Source organism: Mesorhizobium maamorense (genome assembly GCF_044998965.1).
Classification (GTDB): Bacteria; Pseudomonadota; Alphaproteobacteria; order Rhizobiales; family Rhizobiaceae; genus Mesorhizobium.
This window is the reverse complement of sequence record NZ_CP173356.1, coordinates 4,367,618-4,385,206: the sequence shown is the minus strand read 5'-3', so window position 1 is coordinate 4,385,206 and position 17,589 is coordinate 4,367,618. Positions and strand designations below refer to the sequence as shown.

Here is a 17,589-nt window from a genome sequence, read left to right as displayed (position 1 = left end):
ATCGATCTGCGGTCAAGAAGTGCCTGCTGATTGGTCTAATCCTCCAGCAGATAGCCTGTCCGGTGGGCGAGGGGCTTTTGGCCCACCACCTTGGCAATGACCTGATTGGCGGCGACGAGTTTCTTCAGCCTTCGTGTCACCACGAGCCCGTCGGTGCGCGCCCGTACCGTCACGCGCGCCTCGCGGCCCAGCGAAGAAGGCACGATGATGTCCGCGATCGGCTGTCCACAAGTGACGCGTTCACCCAGTTCGGCGCGGTAGACGATGACACCGAAAGCGGGCGTGCGAACCACATCGCACGCATCGAAGCCGGTGATCTCGCAAAGCGCGGCGGGCGGCAGGCCCGCTTGCCCCGCGACGTAGCCGCGGCGGCGAAGCACGTTGAGCAAGGCGGAAGCGTCAGCCGACGCAATCTCATCACTGATGTCGATGAAGCCGCGCAGTTCCACCGTCGCGGCGAGGCAGCCGATCGGGATCACCTTATCGGGAAGGGCAGCCGCAAGCCTGATCCAGGGCTCCACGCTTGCTTCGGCGAAGGTTGAGCCGCCCGACGAACCCTGTGAGAACACCGCCCGGCAACCGAGTTCCCGCGCAAGGTCGGACAATTCGGCCGAGATCTCGGGCCGCACGAACAGATGCATCAGCCCTTCGTCGTCGCAGTGCAGATCCAGCACAAGATCGGAATCGAAAGCCTCGCGTGCCAAGGCGGTGTAAAGGGAATCGACAGGCTGCCCTGCGCCGCGTTCGTCGAGAATTTCGCGAATCGTGCTGCGGATGAGCACCGTGTTGTCGTCGGCGCTGCTTCCGAGCCGATCGGCAAGTCGGATGGTCAATTCGCCGGCGACATCAGGCCATTTGCGGTTGAAATTCCGGCCGCTGGCCAGATCGTAACGCCCCAGATGATCGCCATTGACGAACTGCGCCAGGCCGAGCGGGTTGGCGTAGGGAACGACGACGATCTGGCCCCGGATTTCGCCGCGCGCGTCGGCGGCGTCAAGCTGCTCGACCAGATGGTGCAATACCAGCAGACCTGGCGCTTCATCGGCATGCAGCGCGGCATGTATGTAGGCTTTCGGGCGCGCGTCGGCGGCACCATACCGGATGATGCGCACGCTATGTTGGCTGCCCGGCGTGCCGTTGGCAAGAGGAACATCGAGAATTTCACGAGACATTGGTGGCTCCGGCGAGCGCACGTTCCGATAGCGGGAAGTGGCAATTGAAGACATGGCGGGGATCTTCCCGGTCGGCTGCCCGGGACGGGAAGACGCTTTTGCAGATGCCCTGCGCATAGCGGCAGCGGGTGTGAAACTCGCAGCCCGCTGGGCGCGTCATCAGGCTCGGCACCTCGCCGCTGAGCTCGACCCTGTCGAGCACGGCGTCCGGGTCGGGTTCCGGATTGGCCGACAGCAACGCCTCCGTGTAGGGGTGGCGCGGCTGCGCGAATATCCGCTCAGTCGAGCCGACCTCGATGAAGCGGCCGAGATACATGATCGCCATGCGATCGGTCATGTGGCGCACGACATTGAGATTATGCGTGATGATGAGAATGGCGATGCCGAGTTCGCCCTGCAAGCGTCCAAGCAGATTGAGGACTTCACCCTGAACGGACACGTCCAGTCCCGCGGTCGGCTCGTCGGCGATGATAAGATCGGGTTGCAATGCAAGGGCCCGCGCCACGCCGACGCGGCGCGCCTGGCCTCCGGAAAGCTGGTGTGGATATCGCCGCCCGAAGTCGGCGGGCAGGCCGACCATGTTGAGCAGGCGTTCCGCTTCGGCGGCGGGGTCGCGGCCGGTAACGCCGTGAATGCGGAAAGGCTCCATCAGCAGCGAGCGTACAGTGAGCCGCGGCGACAGCGATCCGACCGGATCCTGGAACATCATCGCCATGCGCCGAAGATGCGGCTTGCGCTCCGTCGGGGCGAGGCCGTTCAGCACCTGACCATCGAAGCGTATCGTGCCGCCCGTCGGCGGCCGGAGGCCCATGATGGTGCGGGCGATGGTGGATTTTCCCGACCCGCTTTCGCCGACGAGGCCGAGCGTTTCGCCTTTGCGGATATCGAAGGAAACGCCGCAGACGGCGTCCACGAACGGGTTCTTAACGCCGCTGGCGAGCGCCTTCAGCGCGCCCATGGTGCGGAAGCGTACGCGAAGATCCTCGACTGAAAGCAGGGGGCTCATGCCGGCGCCACCAACGTGTCGTCGAGGCGATGGCAGCGTGCGGTGTGCGTTGCGCCGATAGCGCACGGGACAGGACTGTCATCCACGCACCGGGTAAAGGCTTGCGGGCAGCGCCGACGGAAGATGCAACCCGCCTGGGTACCGAGGAGGCTCGGCACCTCGCCTGGGATCGTCGGCAACTGTCGGGTGCGTTGCCTGATGCGTCCGGGATCACATTCGAGCAGCGCGCGCGTATAGGGATGCCCCGGTCGGCGGAAGATGTCGCGCACGGTGCCGTATTCGACCACCTCGCCCGCATACATGACCGCCACCCGGTCGCAGAGCTCGGCGACAGCGCCGAGGTGGTGAGAGACGAACAGGATCGAGCAGCCGATCTCCTTTTGCAGCTCTTTCAACAGATGGATGATCTGCACCTCCAGCGTCGCGTCAAGCGCTGTGGTCGGTTCGTCGGCGATGAGCAGCGCCGGCTTCACCAGCAGCGCCATGGCGATGCAGATACGCTGGCGCATGCCGCCGGAAAACTCGTGCGGATAGCCGCCGATGCGGCTCTCCGGGTCCGGAATGCCGACCCGATGGAGCATATCCAGCGCGCGCTGGCGCTTGGTCCGGTGCGAGCCGCCCTCGTGATGCTGGACATCGATCATCTGGCTTTCGATGCTGCGCACCGGGTTCAACGCCGTCATCGGATCCTGGAAGATCATCGACATGCGGTTGCCGAGCAAGCCGCGCCGCTCCGCCGGAGCCATGCCGAGCAGGTCGCGCCCCTCGAACAGGATGGCGCCGTTCACCATCTCCGCATTTTCCGCCAGCAGCCCCATCACGGCATAGGCGAGCGTCGATTTGCCCGAACCGCTTTCGCCGACGATGCCGACCACTTCGCCCGCCGGCACGTCGATATGGATATCGCGCAGTGCATGGGCGCGACCGCGCGGCGTGCCGAAATCGAGAGACAGACCACGGATCGCCAGAAGCGGGTCGCGGTTTGGAGAATGTCCTGCCTGAGCGCCGGGATTCATAGGTCTTTCCGAAGCTTGGGGTCGAAAATGTCGCGCAGCGCCTCGCCGAGGAAAGTGAAGCCCAGCGTGGTTATGACGATCGGGATGCCGCCGGCGATCACCAGCCACACCGTCTTGTGGATATAGCCATAGCCGTCACTGAGGATGGTTCCCCAGTCCGGCGTCGGCGGACGGACACCCATGCCTAGGAAGCTCATGCCGGCCTCCAGCGTGATGACCAGCGGAACATCCATGCTGACCAGGATAAGCAGCGGCCCGATCACATTGGGCAGCACGTGCACGGCAAGGATGCGCACGATGCCGGCGCCCATGGCGCGCTCCGCAGTGATGAACTCGCTCTCGCGCAGTGCGTGGGCCTGCGTGCGCACCACGCGCGCATAGATCGGCACAGACGTGATCGCGACGACGAAGATGACGCTGGCAAGGCTCGGCCCGAGCAGCGTCACCACTGCCAAGGCGAAGATGATGACCGGAAAGGAGCGGATCGTGTCGAAGACCAGCAGCAGCAGATTGTCCAGCCAGCGCGGACCGAAGGCGGCGATGAGGCCGAGCACAAGCCCTGCGCTGAGCGAGGCGCCCAACGAGACGAAGGCGACGAGCAGCGCGATCCTTCCGCCCATGACGACCCGCGAGAAGACATCGCGTCCCAACTGATCGGTGCCGAGAAGAAAATGCAAAGAGGGCGGCGCCAGCCGGGGCCCAACCATGATCTTGATCGGATCGTAAGGCACGATCCAGGTGGCGAAGACCGCAGTCGCCACCATCAGCACCACCAGCACGGCGCCCATCATGCCGAGCGGAGACTTGCGCAATTGCCGCAGGAACATGGTGGCCGCGCCCGGCCCGCGGCGTTCATCGACCGCCTCGCGAATGAGTTGAACTTCGGACACGCTACAAATTCTCGCGGATTCTTGGATCGAGCGCCGCGTTGACGAGGTCGGCGAGCGTCGTGGAGATGACGAACAGAACGGTGGTGACGAGGACCGCGCCCATGACGATCGGATAGTTGCGCGAGTCCACCGCCTTTACGATCAGCGCGCCGATGCCGGGCCGGGCGAAGACCACCTCGACGAAAACCGCCGCCGAGAGCAGGTGCGCCATGCCGACGCCGATGATCGTCACTGTCGGCACGATCGCGAGCGGCAGCGCGTAGCGCGCCACGATGCGCCGCTCTGAAAGGCCGAAGGAGCGCGCCATGCGAATGTGGTTCTCGCCAAGAATCTCCAGCATGGAGGCGCGCACGATGCGCGAGATGTAGCCCACCCAGCCGATACCGACGACGAAGGCTGGAAGGATGAGATGGACGAACCCGTCGCGGAAGCCTGAGCCGGCGCCGATGGCCGGCAGCCAGCGCAGGCCGACCGAGAAGATCAACAGCGCATAGATCGCCATGACGAAGGACGGGATGGCGATGGTTCCGACCGCGAATACACCCACGACCTTGTCGATCACGGAGTTGCGGCGCAGCGCCGAATAGCAGCCGAGCGGCACGCCGACGATAACGGCCCAGGCGATCGAAACCAGGATGAGTTCGATCGTGTAAGGCAATTGCTCGAAAACGATGGCCGCGACAGGGCGCTGGGTAAAGACATCGGTGCCGAGATTACCGTGCAGCAGCCCCCCGAAGAATGAGACGATCTGCACGGGCAGCGGCTTGTCGAGGCCCATTTCCTCGTGCAATTGCGCCTTCAGTTCCGGCGTCGCACGCGGTCCGAGCAGGACCGCGGCGGGATCGCCGGGAACGGCCTGGATCATCAGGAACAGCAGCGTGACGGCAACGACGACAATTGCCGCCGCCAGCACGATACGCTTGCCAAGATATAACCACATGTTTTGACTCAGCCTGTCCCAGCGACCGCGTCAGAGCGGTTCAGCGTTTGATAGAATCGCCGACCCGCTCTAACCCTTTGTTTTTTCGCAATTCCGGACGGAAAACCGCTACGCACTTTTCCTAGAATGCCCTAGGCCGATTTCGGCTCAAAGCCGAGATAGAGTGGCCGCCCGTCTGGGCGCGTCTCGGCCTCGAGTTGCGTCGTTCGGTACATGATCGGCGAGCCTTCATGGGTGAGGAACCGGTAGGAGCCGGAATCTTCCATGATGTCCTGCATCTCATAATACATCTTGGCCCGTTCCTGCGGGTCTTCGACGGTCACCGCCTTGGCGTTGAGTTCGTCGAAGCGCTCGCTGCGGAAGCGCTCCCAGTTCCACACACCGACCTGGTCGCGCACGAAAAAGGTGGTGGCGTAATAGGGGTCCGGCACCATCGAGAAACGCTGCACGATCAGCTGCATGTCCTTCCAGCGTTCGCCTTCCGATTCCATGCCGATGGTCCAGAACGAACCGGAATCCTGAACATTGACCTCGACCGTGATGCCGATCTGCGACAGCTGCGCCTGGACCATTTCCGCGATCGTGGAGAAGGTGGTCACGTTAAGCGCGTCGATGGTGAGACTGAGTTCGGTGATGCCGGCCTTCTCAAGATACTGCTTCGCCTTTTCGAGATCGCCCTCCGGCGGTATCAGCGCTTTTTCCCGGTGTCCCACCAAGCCTGGAGCGATAAGGCCGGTGGCGACCTGTGCCTGGCCTGAATAGGCCGCGTCCATGATCTGCGGCACATTGATGGCCCATTGAATCGCCTTGCGGACATTAACGTCCTTCAGCTTCGGATGGTCCGAGTTCATGCCGATATAGACATAGTAGAGCGAAGGCTTTTCTTCGATCTTGGTGTTTTCGGGCGGGCTGTCCTTCAAAGTGGCCAGCGAATCGAGGCTGAAATCGGTGAAATCGATGTCGCCGGCCTGATAGGCGCGCTCGGCGGTCTTGATATCGCTCATCGGCAGGATATGAATTTCGTCGAAGCCCGGCCTGGGGCCTTTCCATTCGGGATTTCGGGTCAACAGGACGAGCTGGTTCGGCTTCCAGTCCGACAACACGTAGGGACCTGAATAGCAGGGCGGCTTCATGCCGAAATCGCCGCCGTCGGCAACTGCCTTCGTCACCGCTTTTTTCGAGACGATGTGGCCGCAACCATAGGGAAGAGTGATGTTCCAGAGCGGCACGAAAGGCGTCTTGAGCACGATCACGCCAGTATGGTCGTCCTCGATCTCGATGCGGTCGAGCGGACCCCAGTCGCCCTTGACCGGAGAATTGTGCTGGATGACGCGCTCGAACGAGAACTTCACGTCCTCGGCGGTCATTTCGCCAAATCCGCCAGTGAAGTTGATGCCCTTCTTCAGGCGGAAGCGGATGTGCGTCGGATCGATCTGCTCGACGGATTCGGCGGCCTCGAGTTCCCAGCCCCACTCCGAACCCGGCTTATAGCGCGTAAGCTTGGTGTAGATGCAGTTCATGACGTCGACATTGTACGCGTTCTGGTAGAAGCCAGGATCGAGCTTGTCGATATCGGAATAGGCGCGGGCCTTGAGTACCTTGCCTTCGGCCGCCCATACGGCCTGCGACAAGGGCAGGCCGGAGGCGATGATCCCCGCGCCGAGGCCGGCGCCTGCCTGCAGGAAATGCCTGCGGTTCAATTTCATTCCATTCACGGTTTCGTTCCCCTTTCAACTGAGCGGGTTTCCCGGCGATTGCCGGGATCCCTCCTTTTTGGTACCGCGCCGCCTGATGGGGCGCGAGTTCGGACGGCGCATTCTTCAATTCAGCCGGCAAGCCGGTCAATTTCGCTGCCGACGCAGATGTGAGCGAGATTAGCGTCAGCTCGCGAATGTCACAGCAGGCGACGCTCTATCGCCTCGGTCCATTTCTGTTCGTGGACAAGCTCGTCGCCTTCCCATGCCTCGAGATGCGCCTCGACGTGGAAGTGCGATGGCGTCGCGGTCATGGTCGTTTCGGTCACAGAACGCATGCGCCAATCAGCGCGCGAAAATTCGAACTCCCATTTCGCCTCGGCCCTGGCCGACCCGAAATCATCGCCGCGGAAGGAATAGCGTTCGCGGCCGAGCGAGGTGATGGTTAGATCGTTGTCGACGATGCGATAGGTGCCGGCGCCTTCGCCGATCTCAACGACAGTCGAAGCGTCTGCCAGATTCTCCGTGATCGCCCAATCCTTTTGCGGCTTCGAGATCGTCTCCACCCCTAAGGGCGACGCCCCTTCGGGTTCGGCAAAAGGTGCCGGCGCCGGATCTCCGGCGCCTCCGACGCGGACCGGAAGTTCAAGGCGGCAATCCGTCGGATGGACGGTGAGCGTGACCGGCTCGGGCGAAGGCCAAGCGATCGGGAAGTAATTTGTCGAGATGGCAAGGCGTATGCGGTGGCCCGCGCTGAAGTGCTGTGCTACGTGCTTGAAGGGGACAGAGGCGCGGTAGCGCCTTGCCGGTTCGAGCGGTTCGGGCCTCTCATGGCTATCGCGATGCGTCAGGTTCAAAAGGCCGTAGCTGACGCGCGTCGTCGCGCCATCGGGGGCGACATCCGAAAGACGGACGGCCACCATGGCGACGGGCCTGTCGCTTTCGAAGACAAGATCGAGCATTGCATCGCCGGCGATCTCAACATCGTGCGCCAGCTCTTGCGTCTCATAGACCAGACTGCCGGCATCGTCGCCGCGCTGGTCAGCCGGCTGGTCGCCGGGCACGGCATAGGAGCACCATTTGCCGCCGCGCAGGCCAACCGACAAGGGCGAGCGGACCGTCTGCGTTCCGGCCGCATCGTCTGCCCGGCGCAGGGACAGGCGCCCATTGCCGGAAAGGAAGAAGGACTGCCGCTCGATATTCGGCGATGGCCATGCCGGCTCCGTGACCCAGTGTCCGGCGCGCGTCTCGTAGGAAGTTTGCGGCGGGGCGCTATCCTGCATGAACAGGCGCAGCATCGGCTCGTCCATGATGCCGGTGTCACGGCCCTTCAGCCATTGATCCCACCAGCGGACGCATTCCTGCAGAAAGCCGATGGCAGGACCAGGCTTGCCGATATGGGGATAAGTGTGCGCCCATGGCCCGACCAGCCCCTTGCGCGGGCCCTGCAGCTTTTCCATCAGGCGGAAGACCGAGCGGCAATAACCATCGGCCCAGCCGCTGACGGCGTAGACCGGGCAGGTGATCGCTCCGAAATCCTCGCAGACCGAACCGTGTTTCCAGAACTTGTCGCGGTGCTGGTGCTCCAGCCAGTTCTTCAACCATAGGCCGCTTTCCTTTAGCCGGCTGTGCCACAAAGCGCGCCAATTGTCCGGCTTGTTGCGTGGGTCGGGGGGCAGCGTGTTGCGCCCGAACATGATTGCGGCCCAGGAGAGATTGTCGATGAGCAGCGTGCCACCCATGTGGTGGACATCGTCGGCGTAGCGGTCGTCGGTCGAGGCGCAACTGATCACCGCCTTCAGCGCTGGCGGCCGCATGGCGGCGATCTGCAATCCGTTGAAGCCGCCCCAGGAGATGCCGATCATGCCGACGTTGCCGTCGCACCAGGGCTGGGCGGCCAGCCATTCGATGACCGAGCAGCCATCGTCCAGCTCCTGCTGAAGGTACTCGTCGAGCATCAGCCCTTCGGAATCGCCTGTTCCACGCAGGTCGACGCGCACAACGGCGTAACCATGGCCGGCCACGTAGGGGTGCATGACGACATCGCGTGCGGCGGTCAGATCGTTCTTGCGATAGGGGATGTATTCCAGGATCGCCGGCACCGGCTTTTGTTCGGCACCCTCGGGAAGCCACATGCGCGCCGCAAGCCGGCAGCCGTCCGGCATCGGAATCTCGAAATGGTCGACCGAGCGGATCGGATGGGGGAAGTTGGACACTGTGCGCATGACGAGGCCTCTGTTGGAGAACGCCACCTTGGGCAAATCGGCGGTGCCGCACAATTTCGCGACCCTTCGCGACTTGACACTGTTCTGGCGTCAGTATGCATTAGGTCATGCAGACCGAACCGCTTCCCCAGAACCTCGCCTTCCTGTGCAGCTATTATCCGTCGATTGCCGCCGTGTGCCGGCGCCTGCAGATCAACCGCCAGCAGTTCAACAAGTATCTGAGCGGCCAGACCTGGCCGTCCCGCCGCAACATGCGCAAGATCTGCGATTTCTTCGGCGTGAGCGAAGGCGAGCTTTTGATGGACCAGCAGCGCTTTGCCGAGATCGTCGGCCTGCGCCGCCGCCCGCTCGGCGTCCATGCGCCATCGGACATGCTGGTGCATATGGAGCAGCTCTATCAGCGTTCCGGCGATCTCGGGCGCTATGTCGGCTACTATTTCCGCTATTTCTACTCGTTCGGCTATGCCGGCAAGATCATCAAATGCCTGGTCGTAATCTATGAAAAGGAAGGCCGCTATTTCTGGAAATGCATGGAAAGGCTCGTCCATTTCGGCAAATATGGCGTAAAGACCTCGAAATATTCGGCCGCCCTGCTGCTGCTCGGCGATCGCATATTCGCGCTCGAATCCGAAACCCTGCTCAAGACCAGCATCACCCAGGTGATCCTCTATCCGAGCTACCAGACGAGCGTCGCCTATCTGGTCGGCATCCAGACGGGCATGCCCCTTTTACGAGGGCGGAGACCCGCAGCCTCGGTCGTGCTTCTGGAATATCTCGGCCGCTCCGTCGACCAGCGCAAGGCGCTGCAGGCCTGCGGCCTATTCGACGAAACTGACCCCGCCATCGATGTCGGCATCCGCGCCATGATCACCAACCGCATCCCCACCGGGACGTTCGTGCTCGAGACGGAAGAGGTGTAGACGTTCCTCCCAACGCGACCCGCATCAGCGCGGGCCTGTCCAACCCGTTCAGCACGAGGTTGTCACCCATGTCTTAGGTACAGTCTGTTACCTATGTCTCCGGGCCGTACAGGTGAGAGGTGGTAGCGGGAGAGGGACTTGAACCCCCGACCCCAGGATTATGATTCCCGTGCTCTAACCAACTGAGCTACCCCGCCAGGGCGGCGAAAGGCCCGAAATCCGCCTTAAATCGCAAGGCATTTCGAGGCGTTCGCCAAGGTCGCGCGGATATAAGGTTGGGAGGGTGAGCCTGTCAAGCTTCGAACCGCTCGGCAGGGGCGCTTATTCTCGCTGCCGAAAAGCTTTGCCGCGCCGATAATTGGTTGCAGCCGCCGGGGTTGAGTTCGAAGAGGCACGTCGCTATGTCTCGGCCACGAGTTTTTAGAGTTTGAGAACAGATGAAGCCGCGCATTGCAGTCCTCGGTTGCGGATACTGGGGCTCCAACCACATCCGCACCCTCAAGGCGCTCGGCGCGCTGCACGCGGTCTCCGACGCCAACCGTGCCCGCGCCGAAGGCTTTGCCAGCGAACAGGACTGCCTCGCGATCGAACCGGACCAGTTGTTCGTCCGCAATGACATCGACGCCATCGTCATGGCGCTGCCGCCGCAATTTCATGCCGAGATGGCGGTGCGCGCCACCGAAAGCGGCAAGGACGTGCTGGTGGAGAAGCCGATCGCGTTGACGGTTGCCGATGCCGAGCGCTCGGTGCAGGCGGCAAAGGACAAGGGCCGCGTCTTCATGGTCGGCCACGTCTTGCGCTTCCATCCCGCGTTCGAGACGCTGAAGGCGCTCATCGACAAGGGCGAGCTCGGCGAGGTCCGCTACATCCATTCGCACCGGCTCGGCCTCGGCAAATTCCACACCGAGAACGATGCGCTATGGGACCTGGCGCCGCATGACCTGTCGATGATCCTGGCCATCACCGGCACCGAACCGATCGAGGTGCGCGGCGAAGGGGCGGCGCTGCTCGACAATCTCAGCGACTTCGCGCATCTGCACATGCGCTTTCCCAACGGTTTGCGCAGCCATCTCTTCGCCTCGCGGCTGAACCCTTACCGCGAACGGCGGCTGACCGTGGTCGGCACCAAGGCGATGGCTGTCTTCGACGATGTCGAACCATGGGAGCGCAAGCTCGCCGTCTATCGCCACGCGGTCTGGCAGGACAGCGGCCAATGGGCGTTCACCACCAATGAGCCCTCCTATGTCGCGGTTGGCCAAGGCATGCCGCTGACGCGCGAACTCGAGCACTTCATCCATTGCATCGAAACGCGGGCCGAACCGCGCACCAGCGGCGAGGAGGCAATCCGGGTGCTGCGCATCCTGACCGCAGGTACGGTCACGCACACCAAATCCAATCCCTGAAGAAGATCGGGCCGCGTCGCGGCGGAGAGATCGTTGCCTACTCGGCGGGAACCTGCGCCGGTGACGCGGCAAGTCGGCTCAACATCGCCTCGGCCTCGGCGCCGCGCTCGGAGCGTTCGATGAAGCCGCCGCCGAACACGCGGGCCTCGTTGCCGTCGTCGGAATAGAGCACGCAAGCCTGTCCAGGCGCGATACCGGACTCGCCATCGGCCAATTCGACCGATGTGACGCCCGCCTCGTGACGCAGCATCGCCGGGCGTGGCGGCCTGGTCGAGCGAACCTTGGCGAACAGTTCCAGCCCGCCCGCGGGCATGTCGGCCAGCGCGCCGTCACCAAGCCAGTTCATGTTGCGCAGGTAGATCTTGTGCGTCTCCAGCGCCTCGCGCGGCCCGACCACGACACGGGCGCGCTCGGCGTCGAGATGGACGACATAGAGCGGCTCGCCGGAGGCCACGCCGATGCCGCGGCGCTGGCCGATGGTGTAGCGCAGAATGCCTTCATGGCGGCCGATCACCCGGCCGTCGATATGGACGATGTCACCCGGATTGGCGGCCGTCGGCTTCAGCTTGGCAATGATGTCGGAATATTTGCCCTGGGGCACGAAGCAGATGTCCTGGCTGTCCTGCTTGGCGGCTACCGTCAGGCCCATCTCCTCGGCAATGGCGCGAACCTGCGGCTTCGGCAGGCCGCCGAGCGGAAAGCGCAGATAATCGATCTGCGCCTGCGTGGTGGCGAAGAGGAAATAGCTCTGGTCGCGATCGGCGTCGACCGGCCTATAGAGCGCGCGATGGGCGCCATTGGCGCCGGAGCGAATGTAGTGGCCCGTGGCCAGCGCGTCGGCGCCGAGATCCTTGGCGGTGGCCAGCAGATCAGCGAACTTCACCGTCTGGTTGCAGGAAACGCATGGGATCGGCGTCTCGCCGGCGACATAGCTCTCAGCGAAGGGATCGATGACCGCCTTGCGGAAGCGCTCTTCGTAGTCGAGCACATAATGCGGAATGCCGAGCGTCTCGGAAACGCGGCGGGCGTCATCGATATCCTGCCCGGCACAGCAGGACCCGGCCCGGTGCGTCGCGGCGCCATGGTCGTAAAGCTGCAAGGTGACGCCGACGACATCATAGCCCTCGCGCTTCAAGAGACCCGCGACGACGGATGAATCAACGCCGCCCGACATGGCGACGACGATACGGGTGTTTTCGGGACGTCCGGGGAGATCGAGGCTGTTCATGGTTCTTTCGTTCTGCGCGGCGCTTGCATGCCAATGACGCGAATATAGGTCAAGCTTGGCGGCTGCGCCAGCTTGCGGGACCCATCGGCGGGCAACTGCCGGTCCGGTGACCGCGCAGATTTTTCGAGCGAATCCGGAACTTCCCGGCAGATATTTCAAATGTTTGCGAAAAAGACTAACGCGGCGTTCATGATCATTACCTAGCTGTTAGGGTCTGCTTAGGCAATTTTTAAAGCTGTGGCGGTAACGTGGTGGGGATTGGGTCTTTGAGTTTTTTGTAGAGAGTACGATGACCGATCTGGTTAGACCGCGAGTCAAATATGTTATCGGGCCTGACGGCAGCCCTCTCACAATTGCCGATCTGCCGCCGACGAATACACGTCGCTGGGTTATCCGGCGCAAGGCGGAAGTGGTTGCAGCGGTGCGCGGCGGGCTTTTGAGCCTCGAGGAGGCATGCCAGCGCTACAAGCTGACCACCGAGGAGTTCCTGTCCTGGCAGGCCTCTATCGACGAATACGGCCTCGCCGGGCTGCGCACGACGCGCATCCAGCAATACCGGCACTGACGCTCAAGAATCTGCAAAAGGGCGCGAAGTTCGCGCCCTTTTGGTTTCTTGACAGCATTTGCGCGTTTCAGACCGTCAGCACCACCTTGCCGACCGGCTTGCTGGCGAGGAAAGCGTGCGCGGCGCCGGCCTGTTCGAGCGAGAAGGTCTTTGCCACATGCACCGTAAGCTTTCCCGCATCGACGAGCCTGCCAAGTTCCAGCAGGCCTTCGCGGTCGGGAACAACGGACATGCGTTCGACGCGGATGCTTCGCGCCTTGGCATCCGCCCTGGTCTTGTCGCTGATGTCGAGCAGTGACACCAGCACGCCGCCGTCCCTGAGCACCTTCAACGATTGATGGGCGTGCTCGCCGCCCACCGTCTCGAGCACCAGGTCGATGTCCTTCGCCTTGTCGGTAAAATCATCCTTGGTGTAGTCGATGACTTCGTCGGCGCCGAGCTTGCGGACGAAATCCAATTTTTCCGTGCTGGCGGTGGCGGCAACCCAGGCGCCGCCCGCCTTGGCGACCTGCACCGCCAGATGGCCGACGCCGCCGGCCCCGGCGTGGACCAGCACGCGCTGCCCGGCTTTCAGCGCGCCATGACGCACGAGGCCTTGCCAGGCGGTGAGGCCGGCCAGCGGCAATGCGCCTGCCTGGACGTGATCGGCGTGCGCGGGCTTGCGCGCGATTTCATCGGCGGGCACGGCGGCCAGTTCGGCATAGGTTGCCGCCTGCCTTGGGAAGCGCGGCATGCCGAACACCGCGTCACCTGGATTCAGGCCGCTGACACCGGGCCCCAGCGCCTCGACGGTTCCCGAGAGGTCCCAGCCGAGGATGAAGGGTGGTTCGCCGAGCAGCGGGTAATGGCCGGCGCGCACGGCGCCGTCGACCGGATTGATGCCGGCCGCCTTGATGCGGACCAGCACTTCGCCGGCGTTGGGCGAGGGCGCCGGGCGCTCGGCGATGACAAGGACATCGGGTCCGCCGACGGAATTCTGGATAATGGCACGCATAAGATTTCTCCTGATTGACTGGTCCCACTATCATTTGGAGAGTAATGGTCTCTTGTCTAGTATGTACCTTTTTGATATATAGGCACCGTATGGATAGTGATCTCGACTCCCCCTTCGGCTATGATGCGTTCCGGCGGACCTGTCCCTCACACACGGTGCTGGAGACGCTGGCCAGCAAGTGGGTTTACCTGGTTGTTTGTGCGCTGCGCCAAGGCCGGCAGCGCAATGGCGAGCTTGCCCGCAAGCTCGAAGGCGTCACGCCGAAGATGCTGACGCAGACGTTGCGCGTGCTCGAGCGCGACGGCCTGGTGCGGCGCGAGGTGTTTGCGGTCGTCCCGCCTCGGGTCGAATATGAATTGACCGAACTTGGCCAGAATCTGGCGGGATTGCTCAACCAGATCAGATCCTGGTCGGAACAACACGTTCCCGACATCAAGGAGGCCCGGGCGCGGGCTGCGGCCGTGAATGAAGGGGAGTGGGCCGCTTAGCGCTCGCCCAATGCGTTGCGCGCCCGCTTGGACGTGCTCAAAGACGCGGATATCGGGCGGTTCAGCCGATCATCGCGCTACGACCGCCAGTTTCGGCCTCGCGAATCTTGGTGTCGCGCGATTCGAGCATTTCCGCCTTGGAAAGCTCCGCTTCAGCTTCGCCGAGTAATGATTCGGCGGCGCTTCGTTGCTGGGCGAGGTCGCCTTGCGAATTTCTGAGGTTGTCGCGGCGCAAACGGGCCGCCTTGGCAAAGGTCGGATAGGCGAAATGATTGATGTCGGTGATACCGGCCTTCTTTTCCTCGGCGCTGATCTGAAGCTCCAGCTCGGCGGCCATGCGTTCGAATTCGGCGATCATCATGTCGAGCTGCAGCAGTTGCCGCCGCTTCTCATTCACCTGAAACTGTTTCAGCCGAACGAGGTTTTCACGTGACTTCATGATTCGGTACTCCCGGAAACGCACACCTGCACATATCGTCCAAACCACTTGGAAAGGCCCAAGCGCTGCCCGTGTCCACCGGCTTTCCCCGCACTATGGGAAACAAAACCCTAAAGTTTTTTGCCGACGGTAACCATTCGTTTACGGGCATTGTTAATCATACGGGTCAGGACTTAAGGTCGGGTAAAAATCCGGCTGGCGACATGGAAGCGATGTCGATGAGTCCCTGGAGTCACTTAGTCCAGGTTTTTAATGTGTTGCATTAGCGGTTTGGTCCTGTGATTCGGTATTAAATTCAAGAGGGTGTAGAAAGTGGTTAAAAAATCTGGTACCGTCATCGACGCGGAATTAGGTTTTGTTAACCATTCCATGGCAGCCTCTGCACCAGGCAATCACTGCTCCGGTCCCGGTTGGGTCGCAAGATGGTCCGGCAGCAGAAAAGGGGAATGAAATGCGTGTTCTGCTGATAGAAGATGACAGTGCAACCGCACAAAGCATCGAGCTGATGCTGAAATCGGAAAGCTTCAACGTCTATACGACCGACCTCGGCGAAGAGGGTGTCGATCTGGGCAAGCTCTACGACTACGACATCATCCTTCTCGACCTCAACCTACCCGATATGTCCGGCTATGAGGTCTTGAGAACGCTTCGTCTCTCCAAGGTGAAGACGCCGATCCTCATCCTTTCCGGCATGGCCGGCATCGAGGACAAGGTGCGCGGCCTCGGCTTCGGCGCAGACGATTACATGACCAAGCCTTTCCACAAGGACGAGCTGGTGGCGCGCATCCATGCCATCGTGCGCCGTTCGAAGGGACATGCCCAATCGGTCATCACCACCGGCGACCTGGTGGTCAATCTCGATGCCAAGACCGTCGAAGTCGGCGGCCAGCGCGTGCACCTTACCGGCAAGGAATACCAGATGCTGGAGCTGCTCTCGCTGCGCAAGGGCACCACGCTCACCAAGGAAATGTTCCTCAACCACCTCTATGGCGGCATGGACGAGCCGGAACTGAAGATCATCGACGTCTTCATCTGCAAGCTGCGCAAGAAGCTCGATGCGGCGTCCGGCGGCCAGAATTACATCGAGACGGTCTGGGGCCGCGGCTATGTGCTGCGCGAACCGGAAGACATCCGCGTCAGCGCCTGAGCGACGGCCGCCCGATCGAAATTCCAAACAAAAACCCGGCCTCAGCCGGGTTTTTTGCGTCATAGACCGGTGGTAACCGCGATCCGACGGATCAGGCAGCGATCTTCAGTGTGCGAAAGCGCTCGAGTAGCTGCGGGCGGTTGAACGGCTTCAACAGATAGCCTTGGGCGCCGGCGCGTTTGGCTCGCATGATCGAGGCGATGTCCAGTTCGACCAGCGAGATCAGGATCTGCGGCTTGGTCGGGCTTTCCATGGCGCGCACGCGCCGGATCAGGTCGACCGCCTGTACATCCGGCAGTGCACCGTCGACGACGATGATATCAGGCATATCGGCGGCGCACATCTCCAGCGCGTCAAGCCCGCTGGCGGCTTCGATGACCATCATGTCGGAACCGCCCAGGATGCGCTTCGCAACTTTCCTGATGACGCTAGAATCGTCGACGAACATGCAGCGTTTCATTTCCGGGTCCTCTTTGCCTTGTGGCAATCCGGTCGCGTCGGGGTATCTGCCGCACAGCATAGGCCGATCTGGTAAAGAAGCCGAAAAGCCATTAGGTAAAATTTTTGCAAAGATGCCAATTTGCAAGCTTTTCCTTGCAGATGCTTTGGCCCGCGCTGTCAGGCGAAGTTCATCTTTCGCCCACAGGTCCGTTCAACCAATATTACAGCGCTGAAATACTTTGCTGCTGGTTTGCGCGGATCTCAGGCCGCCGAAAGCACGATCTCTTCCGCGGTCGCATGGATCGATATCGTCATGTTGGCCTCCCGCGCCAGAAGCAGCGTATAGTAAGGCTGCACCGAATGCGCGTCGATCGGTTCTTCCGGCTTGTGGCCGGAATGCAGTTCGAGGAATTTCGGCGGCACCCGCAACATGGGGCCGCTCGCCGAAAGCGCGAAGCGAGGCTCGGTCTCGAGATTCTCCAGCGTCACCGAAAGCTTGCCGCCGCGTGGAATGGCGGCGTTGGCGACCAGGATCAGGTTGAGCAGCAGCTTGACCTTGTTCTTGGGCAACAGTGCACGGGTTCCATTCCAGATGAGTTCCGGCTTCTCGTTCTTGAGGAAGGCGATAGCGACGGCTTCGGCATCGCCGGTGTCGATCAGCATGCCGGCGGAACCAGCCGCGCCGAAGGCGATGCGGGCGAACTGCAGGCGCGCCGAGGCGTTGCGGGCGCTCTGGCGGATCAGCTTCATGGCGTCCTCGTCGGCGCCGCCTTCATCGAGCAGTTCAAGCCCGTTGTTGATCGCGCCAACAGGCGAGATGATGTCGTGGCAGACCCGGCTGCACAAAAGTGCCGCCAGATCGGGTGCGGAAAGGGTGAAAAGATCGGACATCGGCGAAAATCCCTGCAAAAATCCCATAAATCATGGCCGCGCGATCGATCGACGCCTGCCCACGCGAATCACGCTCTCTTCCCGAGCTTTCTGAATACACAGCGCCCGTGCGTGCAGCAACAAACCCAAA

The 17,589-nt window shown here is 62.1% G+C and carries 17 protein-coding genes and 1 tRNA gene; 5 read left to right on the top strand and 13 right to left on the bottom strand.

The features are described 5' to 3' along the window. Positions 1 to 35: 35 nt before the first annotated feature. The 7 genes from ACIU1A_RS21910 to ACIU1A_RS21880 form a co-directional block, all read right to left on the bottom strand. Complete coding sequence (locus ACIU1A_RS21910; protein ID WP_404925264.1) at positions 36 to 1,172, bottom strand: succinylglutamate desuccinylase/aspartoacylase family protein; 1,137 nt, start codon at positions 1,170 to 1,172, stop codon at positions 36 to 38. Then, positions 1,162 to 2,178, bottom strand: coding sequence for an ABC transporter ATP-binding protein (locus ACIU1A_RS21905; RefSeq protein ID WP_404925263.1), 1,017 nt, complete (start codon positions 2,176 to 2,178; stop codon positions 1,162 to 1,164). The genes ACIU1A_RS21910 and ACIU1A_RS21905 overlap by 11 nt, the downstream gene beginning before the upstream one ends. Then, positions 2,175 to 3,194: an ABC transporter ATP-binding protein gene (locus ACIU1A_RS21900; protein WP_404925262.1), complete on the bottom strand. Its 1,020-nt coding sequence runs from the start codon at positions 3,192 to 3,194 to the stop codon at positions 2,175 to 2,177. The genes ACIU1A_RS21905 and ACIU1A_RS21900 overlap by 4 nt, the downstream gene beginning before the upstream one ends. After that, positions 3,191 to 4,084, bottom strand: coding sequence for an ABC transporter permease (locus tag ACIU1A_RS21895; protein WP_404925261.1), 894 nt, complete (start codon positions 4,082 to 4,084; stop codon positions 3,191 to 3,193). Before ACIU1A_RS21895 ends, ACIU1A_RS21900 begins: the two co-directional genes overlap by 4 nt. 1 nt (position 4,085) lies before the next feature. Next, on the bottom strand, positions 4,086 to 5,024 hold the full coding sequence (locus tag ACIU1A_RS21890; protein ID WP_404925260.1) for an ABC transporter permease: 939 nt from the start codon (positions 5,022 to 5,024) through the stop codon (positions 4,086 to 4,088). Between the two features lie 131 nt (positions 5,025 to 5,155). Then, a complete protein-coding gene (locus ACIU1A_RS21885) occupies positions 5,156 to 6,724 on the bottom strand; it encodes an ABC transporter substrate-binding protein (RefSeq protein ID WP_246678566.1) in 1,569 nt (522 codons plus the stop codon). 194 nt (positions 6,725 to 6,918) lie between these two features. Next, positions 6,919 to 8,997: a CocE/NonD family hydrolase gene (locus ACIU1A_RS21880; protein ID WP_404925259.1), complete on the bottom strand. Its 2,079-nt coding sequence runs from the start codon at positions 8,995 to 8,997 to the stop codon at positions 6,919 to 6,921. A gap of 53 nt (positions 8,998 to 9,050) precedes the next feature. Here ACIU1A_RS21880 and ACIU1A_RS21875 point away from each other — a divergent pair, with 53 nt between their 5' ends. Then, on the top strand, positions 9,051 to 9,863 hold the full coding sequence (locus ACIU1A_RS21875; protein ID WP_140496106.1) for a helix-turn-helix transcriptional regulator: 813 nt from the start codon (positions 9,051 to 9,053) through the stop codon (positions 9,861 to 9,863). Positions 9,864 to 9,983: 120 nt separating this feature from the next. Here ACIU1A_RS21875 and ACIU1A_RS21870 read toward each other — a convergent pair. Beyond that, positions 9,984 to 10,060, bottom strand: a tRNA-Met gene (locus ACIU1A_RS21870). A 240-nt stretch (positions 10,061 to 10,300) separates the two neighbouring features. Here ACIU1A_RS21870 and ACIU1A_RS21865 point away from each other — a divergent pair. After that, positions 10,301 to 11,266 carry a Gfo/Idh/MocA family protein gene (locus ACIU1A_RS21865; RefSeq protein ID WP_140496105.1) on the top strand — a complete coding sequence of 322 codons (966 nt, stop codon included), beginning with the start codon at positions 10,301 to 10,303 and terminating at the stop codon, positions 11,264 to 11,266. A gap of 37 nt (positions 11,267 to 11,303) precedes the next feature. On the opposite strand, the gene mnmA is transcribed toward ACIU1A_RS21865, so the two are convergent. Next, positions 11,304 to 12,494 carry a tRNA 2-thiouridine(34) synthase MnmA gene (gene mnmA, locus ACIU1A_RS21860; protein ID WP_404925258.1) on the bottom strand — a complete coding sequence of 397 codons (1,191 nt, stop codon included), beginning with the start codon at positions 12,492 to 12,494 and terminating at the stop codon, positions 11,304 to 11,306. A 289-nt stretch (positions 12,495 to 12,783) separates the two neighbouring features. Between mnmA and ACIU1A_RS21855 the strand changes: the two genes are divergently transcribed. Next, positions 12,784 to 13,059: a DUF1153 domain-containing protein gene (locus tag ACIU1A_RS21855; RefSeq protein ID WP_006203587.1), complete on the top strand. Its 276-nt coding sequence runs from the start codon at positions 12,784 to 12,786 to the stop codon at positions 13,057 to 13,059. A 67-nt stretch (positions 13,060 to 13,126) separates the two neighbouring features. Here the strand turns inward: ACIU1A_RS21855 and ACIU1A_RS21850 are convergent, their stop codons facing one another. Further along, positions 13,127 to 14,053, bottom strand: coding sequence for an NADP-dependent oxidoreductase (locus ACIU1A_RS21850; RefSeq protein ID WP_140556160.1), 927 nt, complete (start codon positions 14,051 to 14,053; stop codon positions 13,127 to 13,129). 89 nt (positions 14,054 to 14,142) lie between these two features. Between ACIU1A_RS21850 and ACIU1A_RS21845 the strand changes: the two genes are divergently transcribed. Continuing rightward, positions 14,143 to 14,541, top strand: a complete 399-nt coding sequence (locus tag ACIU1A_RS21845; RefSeq protein WP_404925257.1) for a winged helix-turn-helix transcriptional regulator — start codon at positions 14,143 to 14,145, stop codon at positions 14,539 to 14,541. Between the two features lie 61 nt (positions 14,542 to 14,602). Here the strand turns inward: ACIU1A_RS21845 and ACIU1A_RS21840 are convergent, their stop codons facing one another. After that, a complete protein-coding gene (locus tag ACIU1A_RS21840; RefSeq protein WP_140496101.1) occupies positions 14,603 to 14,980 on the bottom strand; it encodes a flagellar export protein FliJ in 378 nt (125 codons plus the stop codon). A 451-nt stretch (positions 14,981 to 15,431) separates the two neighbouring features. Here ACIU1A_RS21840 and ctrA point away from each other — a divergent pair, with 451 nt between their 5' ends. Next, positions 15,432 to 16,127 carry a response regulator transcription factor CtrA gene (gene ctrA, locus ACIU1A_RS21835; protein ID WP_006203583.1) on the top strand — a complete coding sequence of 232 codons (696 nt, stop codon included), beginning with the start codon at positions 15,432 to 15,434 and terminating at the stop codon, positions 16,125 to 16,127. 91 nt (positions 16,128 to 16,218) lie between these two features. Here the strand turns inward: ctrA and ACIU1A_RS21830 are convergent, their stop codons facing one another. Continuing rightward, positions 16,219 to 16,587 carry a PleD family two-component system response regulator gene (locus ACIU1A_RS21830; protein WP_140496100.1) on the bottom strand — a complete coding sequence of 123 codons (369 nt, stop codon included), beginning with the start codon at positions 16,585 to 16,587 and terminating at the stop codon, positions 16,219 to 16,221. Positions 16,588 to 16,829: 242 nt separating this feature from the next. Next, on the bottom strand, positions 16,830 to 17,459 hold the full coding sequence (gene chpT, locus ACIU1A_RS21825; RefSeq protein ID WP_140564027.1) for a histidine phosphotransferase ChpT: 630 nt from the start codon (positions 17,457 to 17,459) through the stop codon (positions 16,830 to 16,832). Between the last annotated feature and the right edge of the window lie 130 nt (positions 17,460 to 17,589).

Bases quoted from the DNA above. Each gene is read 5' to 3' on its own strand.
- ACIU1A_RS21910 (WP_404925264.1), bottom strand. From the start codon at position 1,172: ATGTCTCGTGAAATTCTCGATGTTCCTCTTGCCAACGGCACGCCGGGC.
- ACIU1A_RS21905 (WP_404925263.1), bottom strand. From the start codon at position 2,178: ATGAGCCCCCTGCTTTCAGTCGAGGATCTTCGCGTACGCTTCCGCACC.
- ACIU1A_RS21900 (WP_404925262.1), bottom strand. From the start codon at position 3,194: ATGAATCCCGGCGCTCAGGCAGGACATTCTCCAAACCGCGACCCGCTT.
- ACIU1A_RS21890 (WP_404925260.1), bottom strand. From the start codon at position 5,024: ATGTGGTTATATCTTGGCAAGCGTATCGTGCTGGCGGCGGCAATTGTC.
- ACIU1A_RS21875 (WP_140496106.1), top strand. From the start codon at position 9,051: ATGCAGACCGAACCGCTTCCCCAGAACCTCGCCTTCCTGTGCAGCTAT.
- ACIU1A_RS21865 (WP_140496105.1), top strand. From the start codon at position 10,301: ATGAAGCCGCGCATTGCAGTCCTCGGTTGCGGATACTGGGGCTCCAAC.
- mnmA (WP_404925258.1), bottom strand. From the start codon at position 12,494: ATGAACAGCCTCGATCTCCCCGGACGTCCCGAAAACACCCGTATCGTC.
- ACIU1A_RS21855 (WP_006203587.1), top strand. From the start codon at position 12,784: ATGACCGATCTGGTTAGACCGCGAGTCAAATATGTTATCGGGCCTGAC.
- ACIU1A_RS21850 (WP_140556160.1), bottom strand. From the start codon at position 14,053: ATGCGTGCCATTATCCAGAATTCCGTCGGCGGACCCGATGTCCTTGTC.
- ACIU1A_RS21845 (WP_404925257.1), top strand. From the start codon at position 14,143: ATGGATAGTGATCTCGACTCCCCCTTCGGCTATGATGCGTTCCGGCGG.
- ACIU1A_RS21840 (WP_140496101.1), bottom strand. From the start codon at position 14,980: ATGAAGTCACGTGAAAACCTCGTTCGGCTGAAACAGTTTCAGGTGAAT.
- ctrA (WP_006203583.1), top strand. From the start codon at position 15,432: ATGCGTGTTCTGCTGATAGAAGATGACAGTGCAACCGCACAAAGCATC.
- ACIU1A_RS21830 (WP_140496100.1), bottom strand. From the start codon at position 16,587: ATGAAACGCTGCATGTTCGTCGACGATTCTAGCGTCATCAGGAAAGTT.
- chpT (WP_140564027.1), bottom strand. From the start codon at position 17,459: ATGTCCGATCTTTTCACCCTTTCCGCACCCGATCTGGCGGCACTTTTG.